Source organism: Pseudomonas sp. TS_SC_3 (assembly GCF_056156225.1).
In genome coordinates this window covers 2,096,864-2,112,652 of the sequence record NZ_CM149586.1, presented here as the reverse complement: position 1 = coordinate 2,112,652, position 15,789 = coordinate 2,096,864, and the positions used below count along the sequence as shown (strand labels likewise).

14 protein-coding genes are annotated in these 15,789 nt (G+C 58.9%); 10 read left to right on the top strand and 4 right to left on the bottom strand.

The genetic code is table 11. From position 1 onward, the window contains the following. The first annotated feature begins 32 nt into the window (after positions 1 to 32). The 10 genes from AC0J6G_RS10235 (at position 33) to AC0J6G_RS10190 (ending at position 12,042) form a co-directional block, all read left to right on the top strand. Positions 33 to 1,043, top strand: coding sequence for an aspartate-semialdehyde dehydrogenase (locus tag AC0J6G_RS10235; RefSeq protein ID WP_475247415.1), 1,011 nt, complete (start codon positions 33 to 35; stop codon positions 1,041 to 1,043). A 154-nt stretch (positions 1,044 to 1,197) separates the two neighbouring features. Continuing rightward, entirely contained in the window at positions 1,198 to 3,984 is a 2,787-nt protein-coding gene (locus AC0J6G_RS10230) for a motility hub landmark protein FimV (RefSeq protein WP_475247413.1), read from the top strand. Between the two features lie 3 nt (positions 3,985 to 3,987). Continuing rightward, positions 3,988 to 4,854, top strand: a complete 867-nt coding sequence (gene truA / locus AC0J6G_RS10225) for a tRNA pseudouridine(38-40) synthase TruA (RefSeq protein WP_475247412.1) — start codon at positions 3,988 to 3,990, stop codon at positions 4,852 to 4,854. Between the two features lie 51 nt (positions 4,855 to 4,905). Further along, positions 4,906 to 5,526 carry a phosphoribosylanthranilate isomerase gene (locus AC0J6G_RS10220; protein WP_475247410.1) on the top strand — a complete coding sequence of 207 codons (621 nt, stop codon included), beginning with the start codon at positions 4,906 to 4,908 and terminating at the stop codon, positions 5,524 to 5,526. Positions 5,527 to 5,749: 223 nt separating this feature from the next. Continuing rightward, positions 5,750 to 6,634, top strand: coding sequence for an acetyl-CoA carboxylase, carboxyltransferase subunit beta (gene accD, locus AC0J6G_RS10215; protein ID WP_475247408.1), 885 nt, complete (start codon positions 5,750 to 5,752; stop codon positions 6,632 to 6,634). Next, positions 6,631 to 7,938, top strand: a complete 1,308-nt coding sequence (gene folC, locus AC0J6G_RS10210; RefSeq protein ID WP_475247406.1) for a bifunctional tetrahydrofolate synthase/dihydrofolate synthase — start codon at positions 6,631 to 6,633, stop codon at positions 7,936 to 7,938. Before accD ends, folC begins: the two co-directional genes overlap by 4 nt. Next, positions 7,922 to 8,533, top strand: a complete 612-nt coding sequence (locus AC0J6G_RS10205) for an SPOR domain-containing protein (RefSeq protein WP_475247404.1) — start codon at positions 7,922 to 7,924, stop codon at positions 8,531 to 8,533. Before folC ends, AC0J6G_RS10205 begins: the two co-directional genes overlap by 17 nt. 147 nt (positions 8,534 to 8,680) lie before the next feature. Next, positions 8,681 to 9,235 carry a CvpA family protein gene (locus AC0J6G_RS10200; protein WP_475247402.1) on the top strand — a complete coding sequence of 185 codons (555 nt, stop codon included), beginning with the start codon at positions 8,681 to 8,683 and terminating at the stop codon, positions 9,233 to 9,235. Between the two features lie 43 nt (positions 9,236 to 9,278). Next, a complete protein-coding gene (purF, locus tag AC0J6G_RS10195) occupies positions 9,279 to 10,784 on the top strand; it encodes an amidophosphoribosyltransferase (protein WP_475247400.1) in 1,506 nt (501 codons plus the stop codon). Between the two features lie 46 nt (positions 10,785 to 10,830). After that, the gene (locus AC0J6G_RS10190) at positions 10,831 to 12,042 is read left to right on the top strand and encodes an O-succinylhomoserine sulfhydrylase (protein ID WP_475247398.1); all 1,212 of its coding nucleotides are present in this window, start codon (positions 10,831 to 10,833) and stop codon (positions 12,040 to 12,042) included. A gap of 73 nt (positions 12,043 to 12,115) precedes the next feature. Here AC0J6G_RS10190 and gspD read toward each other — a convergent pair whose 3' ends face one another. The 4 genes from gspD to AC0J6G_RS10170 all read right to left on the bottom strand — a co-directional run bounded on the left by gspD (position 12,116) and on the right by AC0J6G_RS10170 (position 15,780). Then, complete coding sequence (gene gspD, locus AC0J6G_RS10185) at positions 12,116 to 14,059, bottom strand: type II secretion system secretin GspD (RefSeq protein ID WP_475247396.1); 1,944 nt, start codon at positions 14,057 to 14,059, stop codon at positions 12,116 to 12,118. A 4-nt stretch (positions 14,060 to 14,063) separates the two neighbouring features. Then, positions 14,064 to 14,702, bottom strand: a complete 639-nt coding sequence (locus AC0J6G_RS10180; protein ID WP_475247394.1) for a type II secretion system protein N — start codon at positions 14,700 to 14,702, stop codon at positions 14,064 to 14,066. A gap of 100 nt (positions 14,703 to 14,802) precedes the next feature. After that, positions 14,803 to 15,276 carry a type II secretion system protein N gene (locus AC0J6G_RS10175; protein WP_475247392.1) on the bottom strand — a complete coding sequence of 158 codons (474 nt, stop codon included), beginning with the start codon at positions 15,274 to 15,276 and terminating at the stop codon, positions 14,803 to 14,805. Positions 15,277 to 15,333: 57 nt separating this feature from the next. Then, a complete protein-coding gene (locus tag AC0J6G_RS10170; RefSeq protein WP_475247390.1) occupies positions 15,334 to 15,780 on the bottom strand; it encodes a hypothetical protein in 447 nt (148 codons plus the stop codon). Positions 15,781 to 15,789: the final 9 nt, after the last annotated feature.

Here is a 15,789-nt window from a genome sequence, read left to right as displayed (position 1 = left end):
ACAGTGCTGGGCTTATTTATTCGAGCCTTGTCATGACCCGTACTTTTGATACTGCCATTATCGGCGCCACCGGTAGTGTTGGCGAAACCCTGGTGCAGCTGCTGGAAGAGCGCGAGTTCCCGGTAGCTAATCTGCACTTGGTCGCCAGCGGCGAGTCGGCCGGGCGCTCGTTGTCCTATAAGGGTAAGAACCTGCGTGTACGTGATCTGGACACCTTCGATTTTTCCAGCGTGCGCATAGTTTTTTTTGCCGCCGGCAGCAAAGTGACGCAGAAATACGCGGCGCAAGCCGCTGCGGCGGGTTGTGCGGTGATTGATCTGGCCAGCGGTTTGCCCGCTGCGCAGGCGCCGCGGGTGATCCCCGAGGTCAACCCTGCCGTATTGGCGAACCTGTCCGCGCCCTATCTGTTGACCAGCCCAAGTGCCCCCGGTATTGCGCTAGCCGCCGTGCTGGCGGCGTTGCCTGAGCAAGTCAGCATTAAGCGAGTAACCGTGACGGCCTGCCTGGCGGTTTCCAGTCGTGGACGGGAAGGGGTGTCCGAGCTCGCGCGACAAACCGCCGAGCTGCTCAATGGCCGCGCGTTCGAGCCGCAACTGTTTGATCGGCAAATGGCCTTCAATCTGCTGGCGCAGGTCGAGCAGACTGATGGCGCAGGGCACGCCGCGTTGGAACGGCAGATTGCCGGCGAGCTAAAGGAGTTGCTGGCCTTGCCCGATTTGCAGGTCGCGGTGACCTGTATTCAGGTGCCGGTGTTTTTTGGCGACAGCCTGAGTGTTTCACTGCAGACCGAATCGGCTATCGACCTGAAGCGGGTGTACGCTGCTCTCGATGCAGCTTCAGCGCTGGAATTGGTTGAGCTGGACGATTATCCAACGGCTGTGGGCGATGCCGTTGGTCAGGATGTGGTCTATGTCGGCCGAGTCCGTGTTGGTTTAGATGATCCCGCCGAACTCAATTTGTGGATTACGTCTGATAACGTGAGAAAAGGCGCTGCTCTGAATGCTGTGCAATTGGCCGAGTTGTTGATAAAACACTATCTGTAAAAGATACTTACCTAGAAATTTGAAGAATCTTTCGAGCTTGGCAATACTGGCCGAACTGATTGCTGAATGGGGTTGCGCGTTCGCGCGTAATAGGCGGCAAGTTTCAGGATCCTCTCGCCAGTCGAGAAAAAAAGATAAAACAAGGGATAACGCTATGGTTCGGGTTCGCAAACTGGTGCTGGCAATCGCAGCTGCTTCGGCTCTGTCATCCGGTATGGCGCACGCACTGGGGCTGGGTGAAGTCACTCTGCAGTCAGCGCTCAATCAACCGTTAGTGGCCGAAATCGAGTTGCTGGAGGTGCGTGACCTCACTTCCAATGAGCTCTTGCCGACCTTGGCGTCCCCAGAAGCATTTACCAAAGCCGGTGTGGATCGTCAGTACTTTCTGACTGATCTGAAATTCACCCCGGTACTTAAACCCAATGGCAAAAGCGTCATTCGGGTCACTTCCAGCAAACCCATGCGTGAGCCTTACCTGAATTTTCTGGTTGAAGTGCTCTGGCCCAATGGCCGCTTGCTGCGTGAGTACACCGTGCTGCTTGATCCGCCGCTGTATACCCCACAAAACGTGACGCCAGCTGCTGCCCGCTTACCCGTTGCCGCAGCTGCTCCTGTGCAGCGCGTGCAGACTCCAGCTGTTGCACCGCGTCCCGTTGTAACTGCTCCGAACCCTGTACGCCCAGCCGCACCGGTTGCGCCAGCGGCTAGATCGCTGGATGGCAATCAATATAAAACCACCGCCAACGATACCCTCTGGGAAATTGCCCAGCGCACTCGCGCAGGCGGTAGCGTGCATCAAGCCATGTTGGCGATTCAGGACCTCAACCCTGATGCCTTTATTGGCGGCAATATCAACCGCCTGAAAAGTGGCCAGGTGCTGCGCCTGCCTGATGAGCAGCAGGTTAAGAGCCGTGCCCAAGGTGACGCCATCGCTCAGGTCGCTGCGCAAAATGCAGCCTGGCGTGAGGGTCGCAGCGTTGCTGCCAGCGCCCGTCAGCTGGATGCCACCAAACGCACCAGTGCTGCAGCCACTCCGACGCAGGTTGAAACGGGCGATAGCTTGAAGCTTGTTGCTGCAGACAGCGGCAAAGCCACTGCTGGCAGTGACAAAGGTGCCGCCGACAGCAAGGCGTTGACTGACAAGCTGGCTGTGACCCAGGAAAGTTTAGACTCCAGCCGTCGTGAAAACGATGAGCTGAAAGGTCGTATGACGGATCTGCAGAGCCAGCTCGACAAGCTGCAGCGCCTGATTCAGTTGAAAGACAGTCAGATGGCCAAGCTGCAAGCTGACCTGGCGGCGCAGGGCAATGCTCCAGCTGCCGCGGTTGTACCTGACGTTGCTGAGGCGCCGGTTGAACCCGCTCCCGTTGTTGAAGCCCAAGAACCTGTTCCGGCCACCCCTGAAACGCCCGTAGCCCCTGTTGCTACAGGCGAGGCCGACTTTAATTACAGTGAAGAGCCTGCTGCAGCGCCAGAAGCTGCTGCGCCGGTCGTTGAGCCGGCGCCGGTTGTGGCCGCTCCGGTGGTTGATACCCCTGCAGTTGAACCTCAGGCCGAAAGCAGCACCATTGATGAACTGTTGGCCAATCCGATGTTGCTGGGCGCTGCCGGTGGTGGTGCGCTGCTGGTATTGCTGATCGCGCTGATGATGCTGTCGCGCCGTAATGCGCTCAAAGAAGCCGAACTTCAGCAAAACTTGGCTGCTGAGAATCGTCCGTCCGATTTGGGTGCTGATCTGGATTTGCCGGACGATGGTTTTGCCGACCTGGTTGACGACCTCGAGGGTCGTGCAGACGAGTTGCCAAAAGAAGAACGTGTTACCGCACAAACCGCCGATGCCCTAGGTGAGGCAGATATTTACATCGCCTATGGCCGCTTCCCTCAGGCCGCGGAACTGCTGCAAGGGGCTATCAACGAAGAACCGCAGCGCAGCGATCTGCGCCTGAAGTTGATGGAGGTCTACGCCGAAATGGGTGACCGTAATGGCTTCGCCCGTCAGGACAGCGAATTGCGTGAAATTGGCGGGAGCGCCGCCGAGCTGGATCAAATCAATGCTCGCTACCCAGCCATGGCTGCTGTGGCTGCCGTCGGTCTAGCGGCTGTGGCTGCTGACGATGGGCTGGATAGTTTCAGCCTGGATGACCTGGCGCTGGACGAGCCAAGCCCGAAAGCAGTAACTGGCGATCAGGACGATGCATTCGATCTGAGCCTGGATGATCTTGAGTCCGAGTTGGACCGCGACCTGCAGGCCGCAGGCAATACTGCGGCGTTGGATGATCTGGACAGCTTATCGCTCGACAGCGACTTGGATTTCAGCTCGCCGGTTGAGCAGGCTGAGAGCAAAGATGGCGTCCTAGACTTTGATCTGGACCTAATGGGCAGCAGTGACAGCGCGGGTGGTTTGAGCCTGGGTGATGATCTGGCTGACTTCAGCCTAGATCTGGATGAGCCCGCCAAACCAGCAGCCGTTGCCGAAGACGATTTCCTGCTCAGTTTGGATGACGAGCCAAGTGCTGCGCCTGCCGCTGCTGAGCCCAGTTTTGAGCTGCCACTAGATGCATTGGGCAGCGAATTCGACCTGTCGGCTGATTTCGACTTGTCGTTGAATGATGAAGCGCCTGTGCAGCCTTCGAGCGATAGCTTTGCTGCTCAGTTGGACGAGGTAAGCGCTGAGCTTGATCTGCTATCTGACGATATGGAGCAACCGGATAGCCTGGAAATGCCGACAAGCGCTGCACCTGCCAGTGCCGCACTGGATAATGACGATGACTTCGACTTCCTTTCGGGTACGGACGAGACGGCCACTAAGCTTGATCTGGCTCGTGCCTACATCGATATGGGTGATACCGAAGGTGCTCGCGATATCCTCGATGAAGTCATCACTGAAGGTAACGAAGATCAGCAATTAGAAGCGCGTGAGCTGATCACTAAATTGGTTTGATACATGTCTGATGGTTCTACTACGACGGCAGCCGAATTGGCTGCCGTTGGCGTTTTCAAGATAGCCCTGGGTGTTGAATACAAAGGTTCGCGCTATCGCGGCTTTCAGCGCCAGCGCGCTGGTGTGCCTTCAATTCAGGAATCACTGGAAAAGGCCTTGGCCAAGGTCGCTGGCGGCGTTCCCGTAACCCTAAGTTGCGCAGGGCGTACCGATGCACTGGTGCATGCCAGCGCTCAGGTCGTGCATTTCAATACGCCGGTTGAGCGCTCCATGCATGCTTGGGTGATGGGGGCGAATATGAACCTGCCCGGCGATATCAGCGTGACTTGGGCCAAGTCGATGCCGGCGCACTTTGATGCGCGTTTTTGCGCCCAGGCACGGCGTTACCGTTATGTGATCTATAACGACCAGATTCGCCCGGCGCATATGGCCGAAGAGGTCACGTGGAATCATCGGCCGCTGGATATCGAGCGCATGCGCCAAGCCGCGCAGTGTTTTATTGGTACCCATGATTTCAGTGCGTTCCGCGCACGGCAATGTCAGGCCAAGTCGCCGATCAAAACGGTGCATCACCTCGAGTTATTGCATCACGGACGGTTTATCGTGCTGGATATCCGCGCCAATGCCTTTCTGCATCATATGGTGCGCAATATCGCCGGGGTGCTGATGACCATTGGCGCCGGTGAGCGACCGATTGAGTGGGCGCAGGAAGTGCTGGAAACCCGAGTGCGGCGTACCGGTGGGGTAACGGCGCATCCTTATGGGTTGTATCTGGTGCAGGTCGACTACCCTCAGGAGTTCGACTTGCCCAAGCGCTACCTCGGGCCGCACTTTCTTTCCGGTCTGCCGGATGTTGCGGCTGACGCTTGAAAGGCTATTTGCTAGCATCCGATTTTCACTGAGTTAGCCGAGGTCATCCCGTTGCCAGTCGTTCGCAGCAAGATTTGTGGCATTACCCGCATTGAGGATGCATTGTCGGCTGTCGAGGCGGGCGCCGATGCACTTGGCTTGGTGTTTTACGCCAAGAGCCCGCGGGCTGTGACGGCGCAGCAGGCACGTTCGATCATTGCCGCGTTACCCCCCTTTGTGACCACGGTGGGCTTGTTCGTCGATGCCACTCGGTGTGAGCTGGGTGAAATCCTTGATGCAGTGCCGCTTGATTTGCTGCAGTTCCATGGCGATGAGAGCCCGGCGGACTGCGAGGGTTACCATCGTCCCTACATCAAGGCGCTGCGCGTCAAGCCGGGTGATGATATCGCCGCGCAAGTCGCGCGTTTCAAGAATGCCAGCGGGGTATTGCTGGATACCTATGTGCCAGGTGTTCCGGGTGGTACAGGTGAGGCATTCGATTGGTCGCTGGTGCCAAATGATTTGGCTAAACCGGTGATTCTGGCTGGTGGCCTGAGCGCGGCGAATGTTGCACAGGCTATTGCGCGCGTGCGCCCCTATGCGGTGGATGTCAGTGGCGGTGTAGAAATTGCCAAGGGCATTAAGGATGCCGAGAAGATTCGCGCTTTTATGCGGGCAGTAAAAGCCGCTTGAGTTGTGCTGGGTTGATGTGACGGCGCTGCAGGCTGGGCCGTCCATACCCCTGTTGCAGGTTATATGAAGACTGCAGGCGGTCGTTCGAGGTGGTGGGTGCGCTCGCACTGTTGTACGGGCAATACACCGGCCCCTGAAACGGCTGTACTCATGAATTTTCCCGGACAGGCCTGGTCGCACAGCGCGTAGCCCCTTCGGTAAACAGCTTTGGAGAGTTAAGAGCATGAGCAACTGGTTGGTAGATAAACTGATCCCTTCGATCATGCGTTCCGAGGTCAAAAAGAGTTCGGTGCCTGAGGGGTTGTGGCACAAGTGCCCGTCCTGCGATGCAGTGCTGTACAAGCCTGAGCTGGAAAAGACCCTTGATGTTTGCCCCAAGTGCAACCACCACATGCGCATCGACGCGCGCGCACGCTTGGATATTTTCCTGGATGCTGAGGGGCGCGAAGAGCTGGGCGCCGATCTGGAGCCGGTTGATCGTCTGAAGTTTCGCGACAGCAAAAAGTATAAAGATCGCCTCGCCGGTGCACAGAAGCAGACCGGTGAGAAGGATGCTCTGATTGCCATTCGTGGCACATTAGAAGGCATGCCGATCGTGACCTGTGCCTTTGAGTTTTCCTTTATGGGCGGCTCGATGGGGGCGATTGTTGGTGAGCGCTTCGTTCGTGCGGCCAATGCGGCGCTGGAGCAGCGTTGCCCGCTGGTGTGCTTCGCTGCCTCCGGTGGTGCGCGCATGCAGGAAGCGCTGATTTCACTGATGCAGATGGCCAAGACGTCGGCCGTACTGGCGCGCCTGCGTGAAGAAGGTATTCCGTTTATTTCTGTACTGACCGACCCGGTGTACGGCGGCGTATCTGCAAGCCTGGCCATGCTCGGTGATGTCATTGTTGCCGAGCCTCGCGCCCTTATCGGCTTTGCCGGCCCGCGTGTGATTGAGCAAACCGTGCGCGAGAAACTGCCGGAAGGCTTCCAGCGCAGTGAGTTCCTGCTGGAGCACGGCGCTATCGATATGATCATTCATCGCGCCGAGCTGCGCCCGCGCTTGGCGCGTCTTCTGGCGCAGTTTATGGGTCTGCCATCACCTGTCTCGCTGCCGGCGACGGCATGAGCGAGCGCTCCCTTGCCGATTGGCTGAGCTACCTCGAGCAACTGCACCCAAGTGCCATCGACATGGGTTTGGAGCGAGCGCGCGATGTGTTGCAACGCATGGGGCTGAGCAAATTGGCGCCGCGGGTGATTACCGTCACCGGCACCAATGGCAAGGGTTCGACCTGCGCATTTATCGCCGCGTTGTTGCAGGCGCAGGGGCTCAAGGTTGGCGTTTACAGCTCGCCGCACCTGCTGCGTTATAACGAGCGCGTGCAGATTGCGGGTGTTGAGGCCAGCGATGCCGAGCTTTGTGAGGCCTTCGCCGTGGTCGAAGCGGCGCGCGGTGAAACCTCACTGACCTATTTTGAAATGGGTACCTTGGCGGCGTTCTGGCTTTTTCAGCAGGCTGGCTTGGATGCTTTGGTGTTGGAAGTTGGCCTGGGCGGTCGATTGGATGCAGTGAATCTGTTGGATGCCGACATTGCGGTTGTCACCAGTATCGGCATTGATCACATCGACTGGCTGGGCGACAGTCGCGAGTCGGTAGCGTTTGAAAAAGCCGGCATCTTTCGCGCAGGCAAGCCAGCATTGTGCGGCGACCTCGATCCCCCGCAGCCGTTGTTAGACCAGGTTGCATTGCTCAATGCGCCATTTTTTTTGCGCGGTCGAGACTATGACCTGAGCATAAACGCGCAGGATTGGTCCTGGTTCGGTCTCGATCACCAGAGTGCAGTTGTGCGCCTTGCGCACCTGCCGCTGCTTGATCTGCCCATGGAAAACGCTGCTCTGGCTTTGCAGACCTATGCCGTGATGCAGTTGCCCTGGCAGCCAGAGGTGATCGCCCAAGCCTTACAACAAACACGCGTAACCGGGCGTCTGGACCGCAGGGTGCTGAATTGGCAGGGCAAGTCACTCACGCTGTTGCTCGATGTTGGGCATAATCCTCACGCGGCTGAGTATCTTGCAAGGCGTCTGGCTAGCCGGTCGATACTAGGTAAGCGTTTGGCAGTCTTTGGTTTGCTGGCGGACAAGGATTTGCCGGGTGTTGTGGCGCCCTTGTTGAGTGCGGTGGATAGCTGGGCGGTAACGGCCTTGCCGATCAGCCGCACACGATCAGCCGCCGAGCTGCACGCGCACTTGCATGAAACTGGGGCGCAAGTGGCTGCTTACAGCAGTGTGCAAGCGGCGCTTGAGGCGCAGTGTGAGCAGGCTGCCGATGGCGATGAAGTGTTGCTGTTTGGATCTTTTTACTGCGTGGCTGAAGCCCTGGGTTGGCTGGCCCGCCAAGCCAATGGGGGCGTGCAGGATGGCTTTGCTGGATAAGGGATTGAAACAGCGCATGGTGGGTGCGCTGGTGCTGCTGGCGTTGGCAGTAATTTTTTTGCCGATGTTGCTGTCGCGTGAAGATGAGTCGCAGCGGGTTCAGGTTGATGCGCCGGCAATGCCGGTTGCACCCGAGGTTGCAGAGGTGGAATTGAAACCGGTGGCCGTTCCCCAGCCGCAAATATTGCCCGATGAGCCCGTGGGGGCCGAGGCTACGCAAAGCCTGGAGCCAGCCGAGCCCGCCGTGGTTGAGCAACCGGCGGTGCCAATCACTCCGGCTGCGCCGGCTGCAGTGCCTGAGCCAGTGGTAACCCCGCCTCAGCCTGCTGCGCCGAGTAAGCTGGATGCCAACAGCCTGCCAATCAGCTGGTCGGTGCAGCTGGCGAGTTTGTCCAGCGGTGATGGTGCACAAAAGCTGCAGAAAACTTTGCGCAGCCAGGGCTACAACGCCTATATCCGCACCTTTGACGGCATGAATCGTGTGTTTGTTGGGCCATTGATCGAGCGTGCTGAAGCCGATCGCCTGCGTGATCAGCTCAACCGTCAGCACAAGCTCAATGGTTTTGTAGTGCGTTTTCAGCCTGAAGCTGGCTGACCATATGGATCACACTCAGCCTTAGATCGATGTGTTGGGCCTGCTGTGAGGCTGGCCTGACATTTCAGGGGTTGGCGAATCCTTTGCTTACTCCCCGCACAGGTGCTCTGCTAAAATGCAGCGCCTTTCTTGTCGGTAGCCTGCATCGTGGCATTCACTTGGGTCGATTGGGCGATTATCGCCGTTGTCGCCGTTTCAAGTTTAATCAGTCTGAGCCGAGGCTTCGTTAAAGAGGCCCTGTCACTGCTGACCTGGATTATTGCTGGCGTGGTCGCCTGGATGTTTGGCGGTGCAATGTCGCAGCATCTCGTGGATTTTATTGAAACGCCCTCGGCGCGGGTAATTGCAGGGTGCGCCATTCTGTTTGTAGTCACTTTGTTGGTCGGCGCCTTGGTTAACTACCTGATCGGTGAGTTGATTCGGGTGACGGGGCTGTCAGGGACTGACCGTTTTCTTGGCATGGTCTTCGGCGCAGCACGCGGTGGCCTGTTGGTGGTGGTGCTGGTTGGCCTGGTTAGCCTAGCCCCGGTTCAGCAAGACAGCTGGTGGCAAGAATCAGCGCTCATGCCGCATTTTCTGATGGTCGCCGATTGGTCGAAAAATCTGATTCTCAGCTTGTCCAGTCAATGGCTTGCCAGCGGTATTAGTGCGCCGGCGGAGTTACCGTTCAAAGAGGCGCTGCTGCAGCCAAAGCTGCCGTAGCGCATACAGAATTTCTTGTTCCATTGCGTAGGGGTTGCGTTACATGTGCGGCATTGTCGGTATCGTCGGTAAATCGAACGTCAATCAGGCGCTGTATGACGCGCTCACCGTCCTTCAGCACCGCGGCCAGGATGCTGCCGGTATTGTCACCAGCCATGACGGCCGCCTGTTCCTGCGTAAGGACAACGGTCTGGTCCGTGACGTGTTTCAACAGCGCCATATGCAGCGCCTGGTCGGCCATATGGGCATCGGCCATGTGCGTTACCCGACAGCCGGTAGCTCCAGCTCCGCTGAGGCGCAGCCGTTCTATGTCAACTCGCCGTATGGCATCACTTTGGCGCACAACGGCAATCTGACCAACGTTGAGCAGCTGGCCAAAGAGATTTACGAATCCGACCTGCGCCACGTCAACACCAATTCCGATTCGGAAGTGCTGCTTAACGTTTTTGCCCATGAGTTGGCGCAGCGCGGCAAGTTGCAGCCCACCGAGGAAGACGTGTTCGCAGCTGTGACGGATGTGCATGAGCGCTGTGTCGGTGGTTATGCGGTGGTAGCGATGATCACCGGCTACGGCATTGTCGGCTTCCGTGACCCCAACGGCATCCGCCCGATCGTCTTCGGTCAGCGTCATACCGACGAAGGCGTGGAATACATGATCGCCTCGGAAAGCGTGTCGCTCGACGTACTCGGCTTCACCCTGATTCGTGACCTGGCTCCGGGCGAAGCGGTGTACATCACTGAAGACGGCAGGCTCTACACCCGTCAGTGCGCCACGAATCCCAAATATGCCCCGTGTATTTTTGAGCACGTCTACCTGGCCCGTCCGGACTCGATCATGGACGGTGTGTCGGTGTACAAAGCGCGCCTGCGCATGGGTGAAAAACTCGCCGAGAAGATTTTGCGCGAGCGCCCTGAGCATGACATTGATGTGGTGATCCCTATTCCGGACACCAGCCGCACGGCGGCCCTGGAGCTGGCCAATCACCTGGGTGTGAAGTTCCGCGAAGGCTTTGTGAAGAACCGCTACATCGGTCGTACCTTCATCATGCCGGGCCAGGCAGCGCGCAAAAAATCCGTGCGGCAGAAGCTCAACGCCATCGAACTGGAATTTCGCGGCAAGAACGTGATGCTAGTGGATGACTCTATTGTGCGCGGTACTACGTGCAAGCAAATCATCCAGATGGCCCGCGAAGCCGGGGCGAAGAATGTGTACTTCTGCTCAGCGGCGCCGGCGGTGCGTTACCCGAACGTGTACGGTATCGACATGCCCAGCGCCCATGAACTGATTGCGCACAATCGCAGCACCGAAGAGGTGGCCGAGCTGATTGGTGCTGATTGGCTGATTTACCAAGACCTGCCGGATCTGATCGAGGCGGTCGGCGGCGGCAAGGTGAAGATCGAGAATTTCGATTGCGCGGTGTTTGACGGCAAGTACGTCACTGGCGATGTTGACGAGGCCTACTTGAACAAGATCGAGCAGGCGCGCAACGACATGTCGAAGATCAAGTCCCAGGCGGTCAGTGCGATTATCGGCCTGTATAACGACTAATTACGCTGCACAGCCTGCTTAGGCAGGCTGGTTGAGGGGATGGGCAATGACGATTGAATGGCAGGCCGGGCGCCTAGACAGCGATCTTGATGGCGTTGGTTTTGACACCCTGGCCGTGCGTGCAGGGCAACACCGTTCGCCGGAAGGTGAGCACAGCGAGGCGATCTACCCAACCTCCAGCTATGTATTCCGCACCGCTGCCGATGCTGCCGCACGGTTTGCCGGTGAAGTGCCGGGCAACGTCTATTCGCGTTACACCAACCCTACAGTGCGCGCCTTTGAAGAGCGCATTGCGGCGCTGGAAGGCGCCGAACAGGCGGTGGCCACCTCATCTGGGATGTCGGCCATCTTGGCCATGGTCATGAGTCTGTGCAGCGCCGGCGATCATGTGTTGGTATCGCGTAGCGTGTTTGGTTCGACCATCAGCTTGTTCGAGAAGTACCTCAAGCGCTTTGGCGTGCAGGTCGATTACGTGCCGCTGGCCGATCTGGAGGCCTGGTCGGCTGCATTCAAGCCCAATACCAAGTTGCTGTTTGTCGAGTCGCCGTCCAATCCGTTGGCCGAGCTGGTTGATATTGCGGCCTTGGCGGATATCGCCCACAGCAAAGGCGCTTTACTGGCCGTTGATAACTGCTTCTGCACCCCAGCGCTGCAGCAGCCGTTGAAGCTGGGTGCGGACATGGTGATGCACTCAGCGACCAAATACATCGACGGTCAGGGCCGCAGCATGGGCGGCGTGGTGGCCGGTTCAGCCAAGCTGATGAGCGAAGTCGTTGGTTTTCTACGCACCGCCGGGCCAACGCTAAGTCCGTTTAATGCCTGGATCTTCCTCAAGGGCTTGGAAACCCTGCGCATCCGCATGCAGGCGCATTGCGCCAGCGCGCTGCAACTGGCGCAGTGGTTGGAGCAACAACCGGGTATCGAGCATGTGTATTACGCCGGCTTGCCCAGCCACCCGCAGCATGAGTTGGCCAAGCGTCAGCAAAGTGCTTTCGGTGCGGTGGTGAGCTTTGAGGTTGAGGGCGGTAAAGAGGCTGCCTGGCGCTTTATTGATGCCACGCGGGTGATCTCCATTACCACCAACCTTGGTGATACCAAAACGACCATCGCGCACCCGGCGACCACCTCCCATGGTCGTTTGAGCCCAGCCGAGCGGGCTAATGCCGGTATTCGCGATAACCTGATCCGCGTTGCGGTTGGCCTCGAAGACTTGGCTGATTTGCAGGCCGATCTGGCCCGAGGCTTGGCAGCGCTCTAAGCAGCCTTTCTGTTAGGTGAGGTCAACAGACAAGGCCCTGCTTTTAATTGAGCAGGGCCTTTTTCTTGCGGGTCTATTCGCGCAGATCGATAGCGGCTGGGTCGGCCTGGTCGAATAGCTGCAAGGCGTCGCGGGGCAGGGCGCCGGGGCGATAACTCTCGCGGATGTCGCCCAGCACGCGGATATCGCTGTATTTCTTCCCGGACAACGCCGCCATACCGGCCGCATCACGGATGACGGTGGGCCGTAGAAACACCATCAGGTTGCGCTTGATCCGCGTTTCCTTGGTTGAGCGGAACAGCCGGCCGAGCAGGGGAATGTCGCCCAGCAGCGGGACCTTGGAGTCGGCTTGACTGACGTCATCCTGAATCAAGCCGCCCAGCACGATAACCTGGCCGTTTTCGGCGAGGATGGTGCTCTTGATTGAGCGTTTGTTGGTGATCAGATCAACCGCGTTGACCCCTTGGCTAGTGGGAGCGATGGAGGAAATCTCTTGCTCGATTTCCAGGCGCAGGCTGGCACCGTCGTTGATGTGCGGGGTGACTTTCAGGGTTACGCCGATGTCTTGGCGCTCGATGGTGGTGAAGGGGTTGTCGGCACCCGAGGCACTGGTGGTGAAAGAGCCGGTTTGAAAAGGCACGTTTTGCCCGACCAAGATTTCAGCTTTTTGGTGGTCCAGGGTCAGCAGGCTGGGCGTCGACAGCAGGTTGCTCTTGCTGTTAGCGGACAGCGCCGTCACCAGCACGCCAAAGCTGTCAGTGCCCAAGCCGATGATTGCGCCATCCGGCAGGTTACTCAGGGTGTTGTTGTCGGTGTCGTTCTTATTGTCCTGTATGGCTTGCAGGACTCGGCCAATCGATAATCCGCTGCCGCTGAAATTGGTACCGCCCAGGCCCCCGCTACCGCCACGGGCATCCACCGCCCACTGCACGCCCAGCGCATCGCTGATATCGCCTGATACTTCGACAATCGCCGCCTCGACCATCACCTGGGCGCGCGGCACATCGAGCTGGCGCACGATGTCTTCCAAGGTTGCCACTACATCCGGTTCTGCCAGCAACACCAAGGCGTTAAGGCTTTCGTCGGCGCGAATCAGGATGGCTTGCGGTTTACCTGGCGTTTCGCTGGTGGTTTCGGGTGTGAGCTTTTCGGAAATCTCCCCCAGAGTTTGCGCCATGCTTTTCGCATCGCCATGGCGCAGGCGGATCACTCGGGTGTTGGCTGAGCGGCTGGTGGGGCTGTCCAATGATTGTGCCAAGGCCAGCAGTTTGGCGCGTGCACCGGGCGGGCCGAGCAGGATCAGGCGATTGGTACGACCGTCCGCAATCACTTGCGTACTGGCTGCCCCTTTGGCCTGGCCACGCTCAAGGGTGTTGCGCAGCACCTCGGCCGTGTCCATGACCCAGGCATGCTGCAAATTGAGCACGCTGTAGTCGTGCTGGCCTTTTTGGTCGAGCTGGCGCAGCAAGTTTTCAATCCGCTCAATGTTGGCGCTGCGGTCGCTGATGATGATCGCGTTGGCGCCAGTCATTGCCGCCAGGTGGCCGTAGGGCGGTACCAACGGGCGGATTAGCGGGATCAATTCGGCCACTGAGCCGTGTTGAACCTGGATCAAACGGGTTTCCAGAAGATTTGGTGCGGGCCGGCCAGCGCCTGCATCCGATTTGGCCTCGGCATTGGGCACGATGCGCACCTGCTCGCCCTGAGTGATCACACTGAAACCGTGAGTGGCCATCACCGACAGGAACAGCTGATAAACCTCTGACAGCGTCAGCGGGCTGCTGGAGATCACGCTCACGTGGCCTTTGACCCGGGGGTCGATAACCATGGTTTGCCCGCTGATCTGCGCCACCTGCTCGATAAATTCCCGGATATCGGCGCCCTTAAGGTTGATGGTCCAGCTCTCTTCCTGTTGGCTGGCGCTTGGCGCCGCGGCGGTTACGGCAGCGCTCAGTGGCAGCGGGCCGCAGGCGAGGCCGGCAAGCAAAACGGCGAAGTTAAGGCGCAAGAATGTCATCGGCTCAGTTGTCTTCCGTAGGCTGTTCGGTGGATTCAACAGTCTCTGGCAGGCTGTCCGCGTCTTGCAGCTGCTGGCGCAGTGCTTCCAGGCGCTCGTGCAGTGAGGTCAAGTCGTCAGTGGGCCTATCGTTGAGTTGTTCAGCCGCGTCGGCCCTGTCGTCCTGAGGGGTGTTTGGCGGGCTATCGGCGGTCGAGCTGTGCTGGGGGAAACGCAGGCTCTCACGACGGCCATTGCGCATCAGCTCAACGTGATCAACAGCCACCGAGTGCAGGCTTACGCCGCTGCTGATTTCGCTATTGAGGCGATAACGCTGAGCGGCACTGCCTTCGCGGCGGATAATCGCGCTGGAGCGCTGCGGGTCCGCATGCACAAAGCTGCCCAGCAGGGTCAGCTGTAAGTGGGTGTCGGGGGCAGGCTGATCACGGGCGACGCGGCTGGCGAATAATTGACCGATTTCAGGGGCGCTTGCGGTTACCGCAGGTGTGGCGGCGCTGTTGCTTGTTGCTTCGGGGGCACGCAATGTGCGCAGCCAGTCGGCGCTTTGCCAAGCAAAGCTGATGCTCATGGCAGCCGCCAGCACAAGGCTTACCGCGCTGGCGGCGTGGCGCTGGAACCAGGGTTGGCGAGCCAAAAGGGGCAAGGGCGTCACTCCGAAACGTGTGACTATGCGGCGCGTCCTTCGCGCGGGTCATAGGCCGTACGGATGTTCGACAGTCCTGTTGCAGTAATGTGCGGTTGCTTTACTGAGTTTCAGCGAAGTAGAGCGTTTCGCTGCGGTTATTGCGCGTCAGCGTGACGTGTTTGGGGAAGACGCCACTGAGCACGATTCCATCGCGAATGGTCTCGCCCACCCTAATTCGCCGCGCCGGTTCGTCGGGTTGGCCGATGATGGCGCTGGAGCGGGCTATGTCCGGGTGGGTGAAACTGGCCAGAAGCGTCAGGTGCAGAGGCGTGGCTGGCGGCGCGTTGTTTGCGCGGGTTTCGCCGAATAATTCGGCCATGTCGGCCCATCGGAATGTTGTCGGCGCCTGCCGTTCGGCGTGTGGCGGTGTTATGGCGACAGGTTGCAGTTGCTGCCAAAACTGCTGCGCCTGCAGGGCCAGGGATGTGCCACAGGCACAAAGTACGAGCACGCCCACAAAGGCTGCCGTGCGGCTGGAAGTTGGTCGTGGGGCGGCTGGGGCAATAGACAATGGACTGTTCCTGATAAACATCTAACACCATCAATTGGAGCAAGCGGGCGGTGGGTGGGGGCCGGCAAAAGCCTTCATTTATTGCGTGGCCAGGCACAGCCCTAAGGCTTGCAGCTCCTCGCGTTGCGCTGGGCTCATGGCAGCTTGTTGCTGCGCTGTGCATAAGGCCGGTGGAGGCTCAGGCGGGTTGACCGGCGCTCGGGTGAACTGTGCCAACGGTTTATCCAGTGGCTGCAACCGGCTTTGCAGCCGTAGTTTGGCCGTCTCGTGAGTGCTGAGACGCACCAGGATGTAGTCACGGCCAATGTGCAGCACTTCACCTCCTGCTGGCAGGGGCTGGCCGACGCTGAGGCGCAGCGGGGCGGCGCTACCAACCTGCAGCAGCGCCGAAGAGCGCGCTTGGGTGGCATGCACCATGGTCCCCAGCAGGCGCCAGTCAGCTGAACCGGCCATGCTGGTGACACTGCCGCTAAGCAAGGTAAGCCCCACCAGAGCAGGCAGGCCATGGCTACGCCACAGCGCCATACGCCTGCG

Excerpts from the sequence above, each read along its gene's own strand:
- purF (WP_475247400.1), top strand. The coding sequence starts at position 9,279 with ATGTGCGGCATTGTCGGTATCGTCGGTAAATCGAACGTCAATCAGGCG.
- AC0J6G_RS10235 (WP_475247415.1), top strand. The coding sequence starts at position 33 with ATGACCCGTACTTTTGATACTGCCATTATCGGCGCCACCGGTAGTGTT.
- AC0J6G_RS10190 (WP_475247398.1), top strand. The coding sequence starts at position 10,831 with ATGACGATTGAATGGCAGGCCGGGCGCCTAGACAGCGATCTTGATGGC.
- accD (WP_475247408.1), top strand. The coding sequence starts at position 5,750 with ATGAGCAACTGGTTGGTAGATAAACTGATCCCTTCGATCATGCGTTCC.
- AC0J6G_RS10170 (WP_475247390.1), bottom strand. The coding sequence starts at position 15,780 with ATGGCGCTGTGGCGTAGCCATGGCCTGCCTGCTCTGGTGGGGCTTACC.
- gspD (WP_475247396.1), bottom strand. The coding sequence starts at position 14,059 with ATGACATTCTTGCGCCTTAACTTCGCCGTTTTGCTTGCCGGCCTCGCC.
- AC0J6G_RS10205 (WP_475247404.1), top strand. The coding sequence starts at position 7,922 with ATGGCTTTGCTGGATAAGGGATTGAAACAGCGCATGGTGGGTGCGCTG.
- AC0J6G_RS10175 (WP_475247392.1), bottom strand. The coding sequence starts at position 15,276 with ATGTTTATCAGGAACAGTCCATTGTCTATTGCCCCAGCCGCCCCACGA.
- truA (WP_475247412.1), top strand. The coding sequence starts at position 3,988 with ATGTCTGATGGTTCTACTACGACGGCAGCCGAATTGGCTGCCGTTGGC.
- AC0J6G_RS10230 (WP_475247413.1), top strand. The coding sequence starts at position 1,198 with ATGGTTCGGGTTCGCAAACTGGTGCTGGCAATCGCAGCTGCTTCGGCT.
- folC (WP_475247406.1), top strand. The coding sequence starts at position 6,631 with ATGAGCGAGCGCTCCCTTGCCGATTGGCTGAGCTACCTCGAGCAACTG.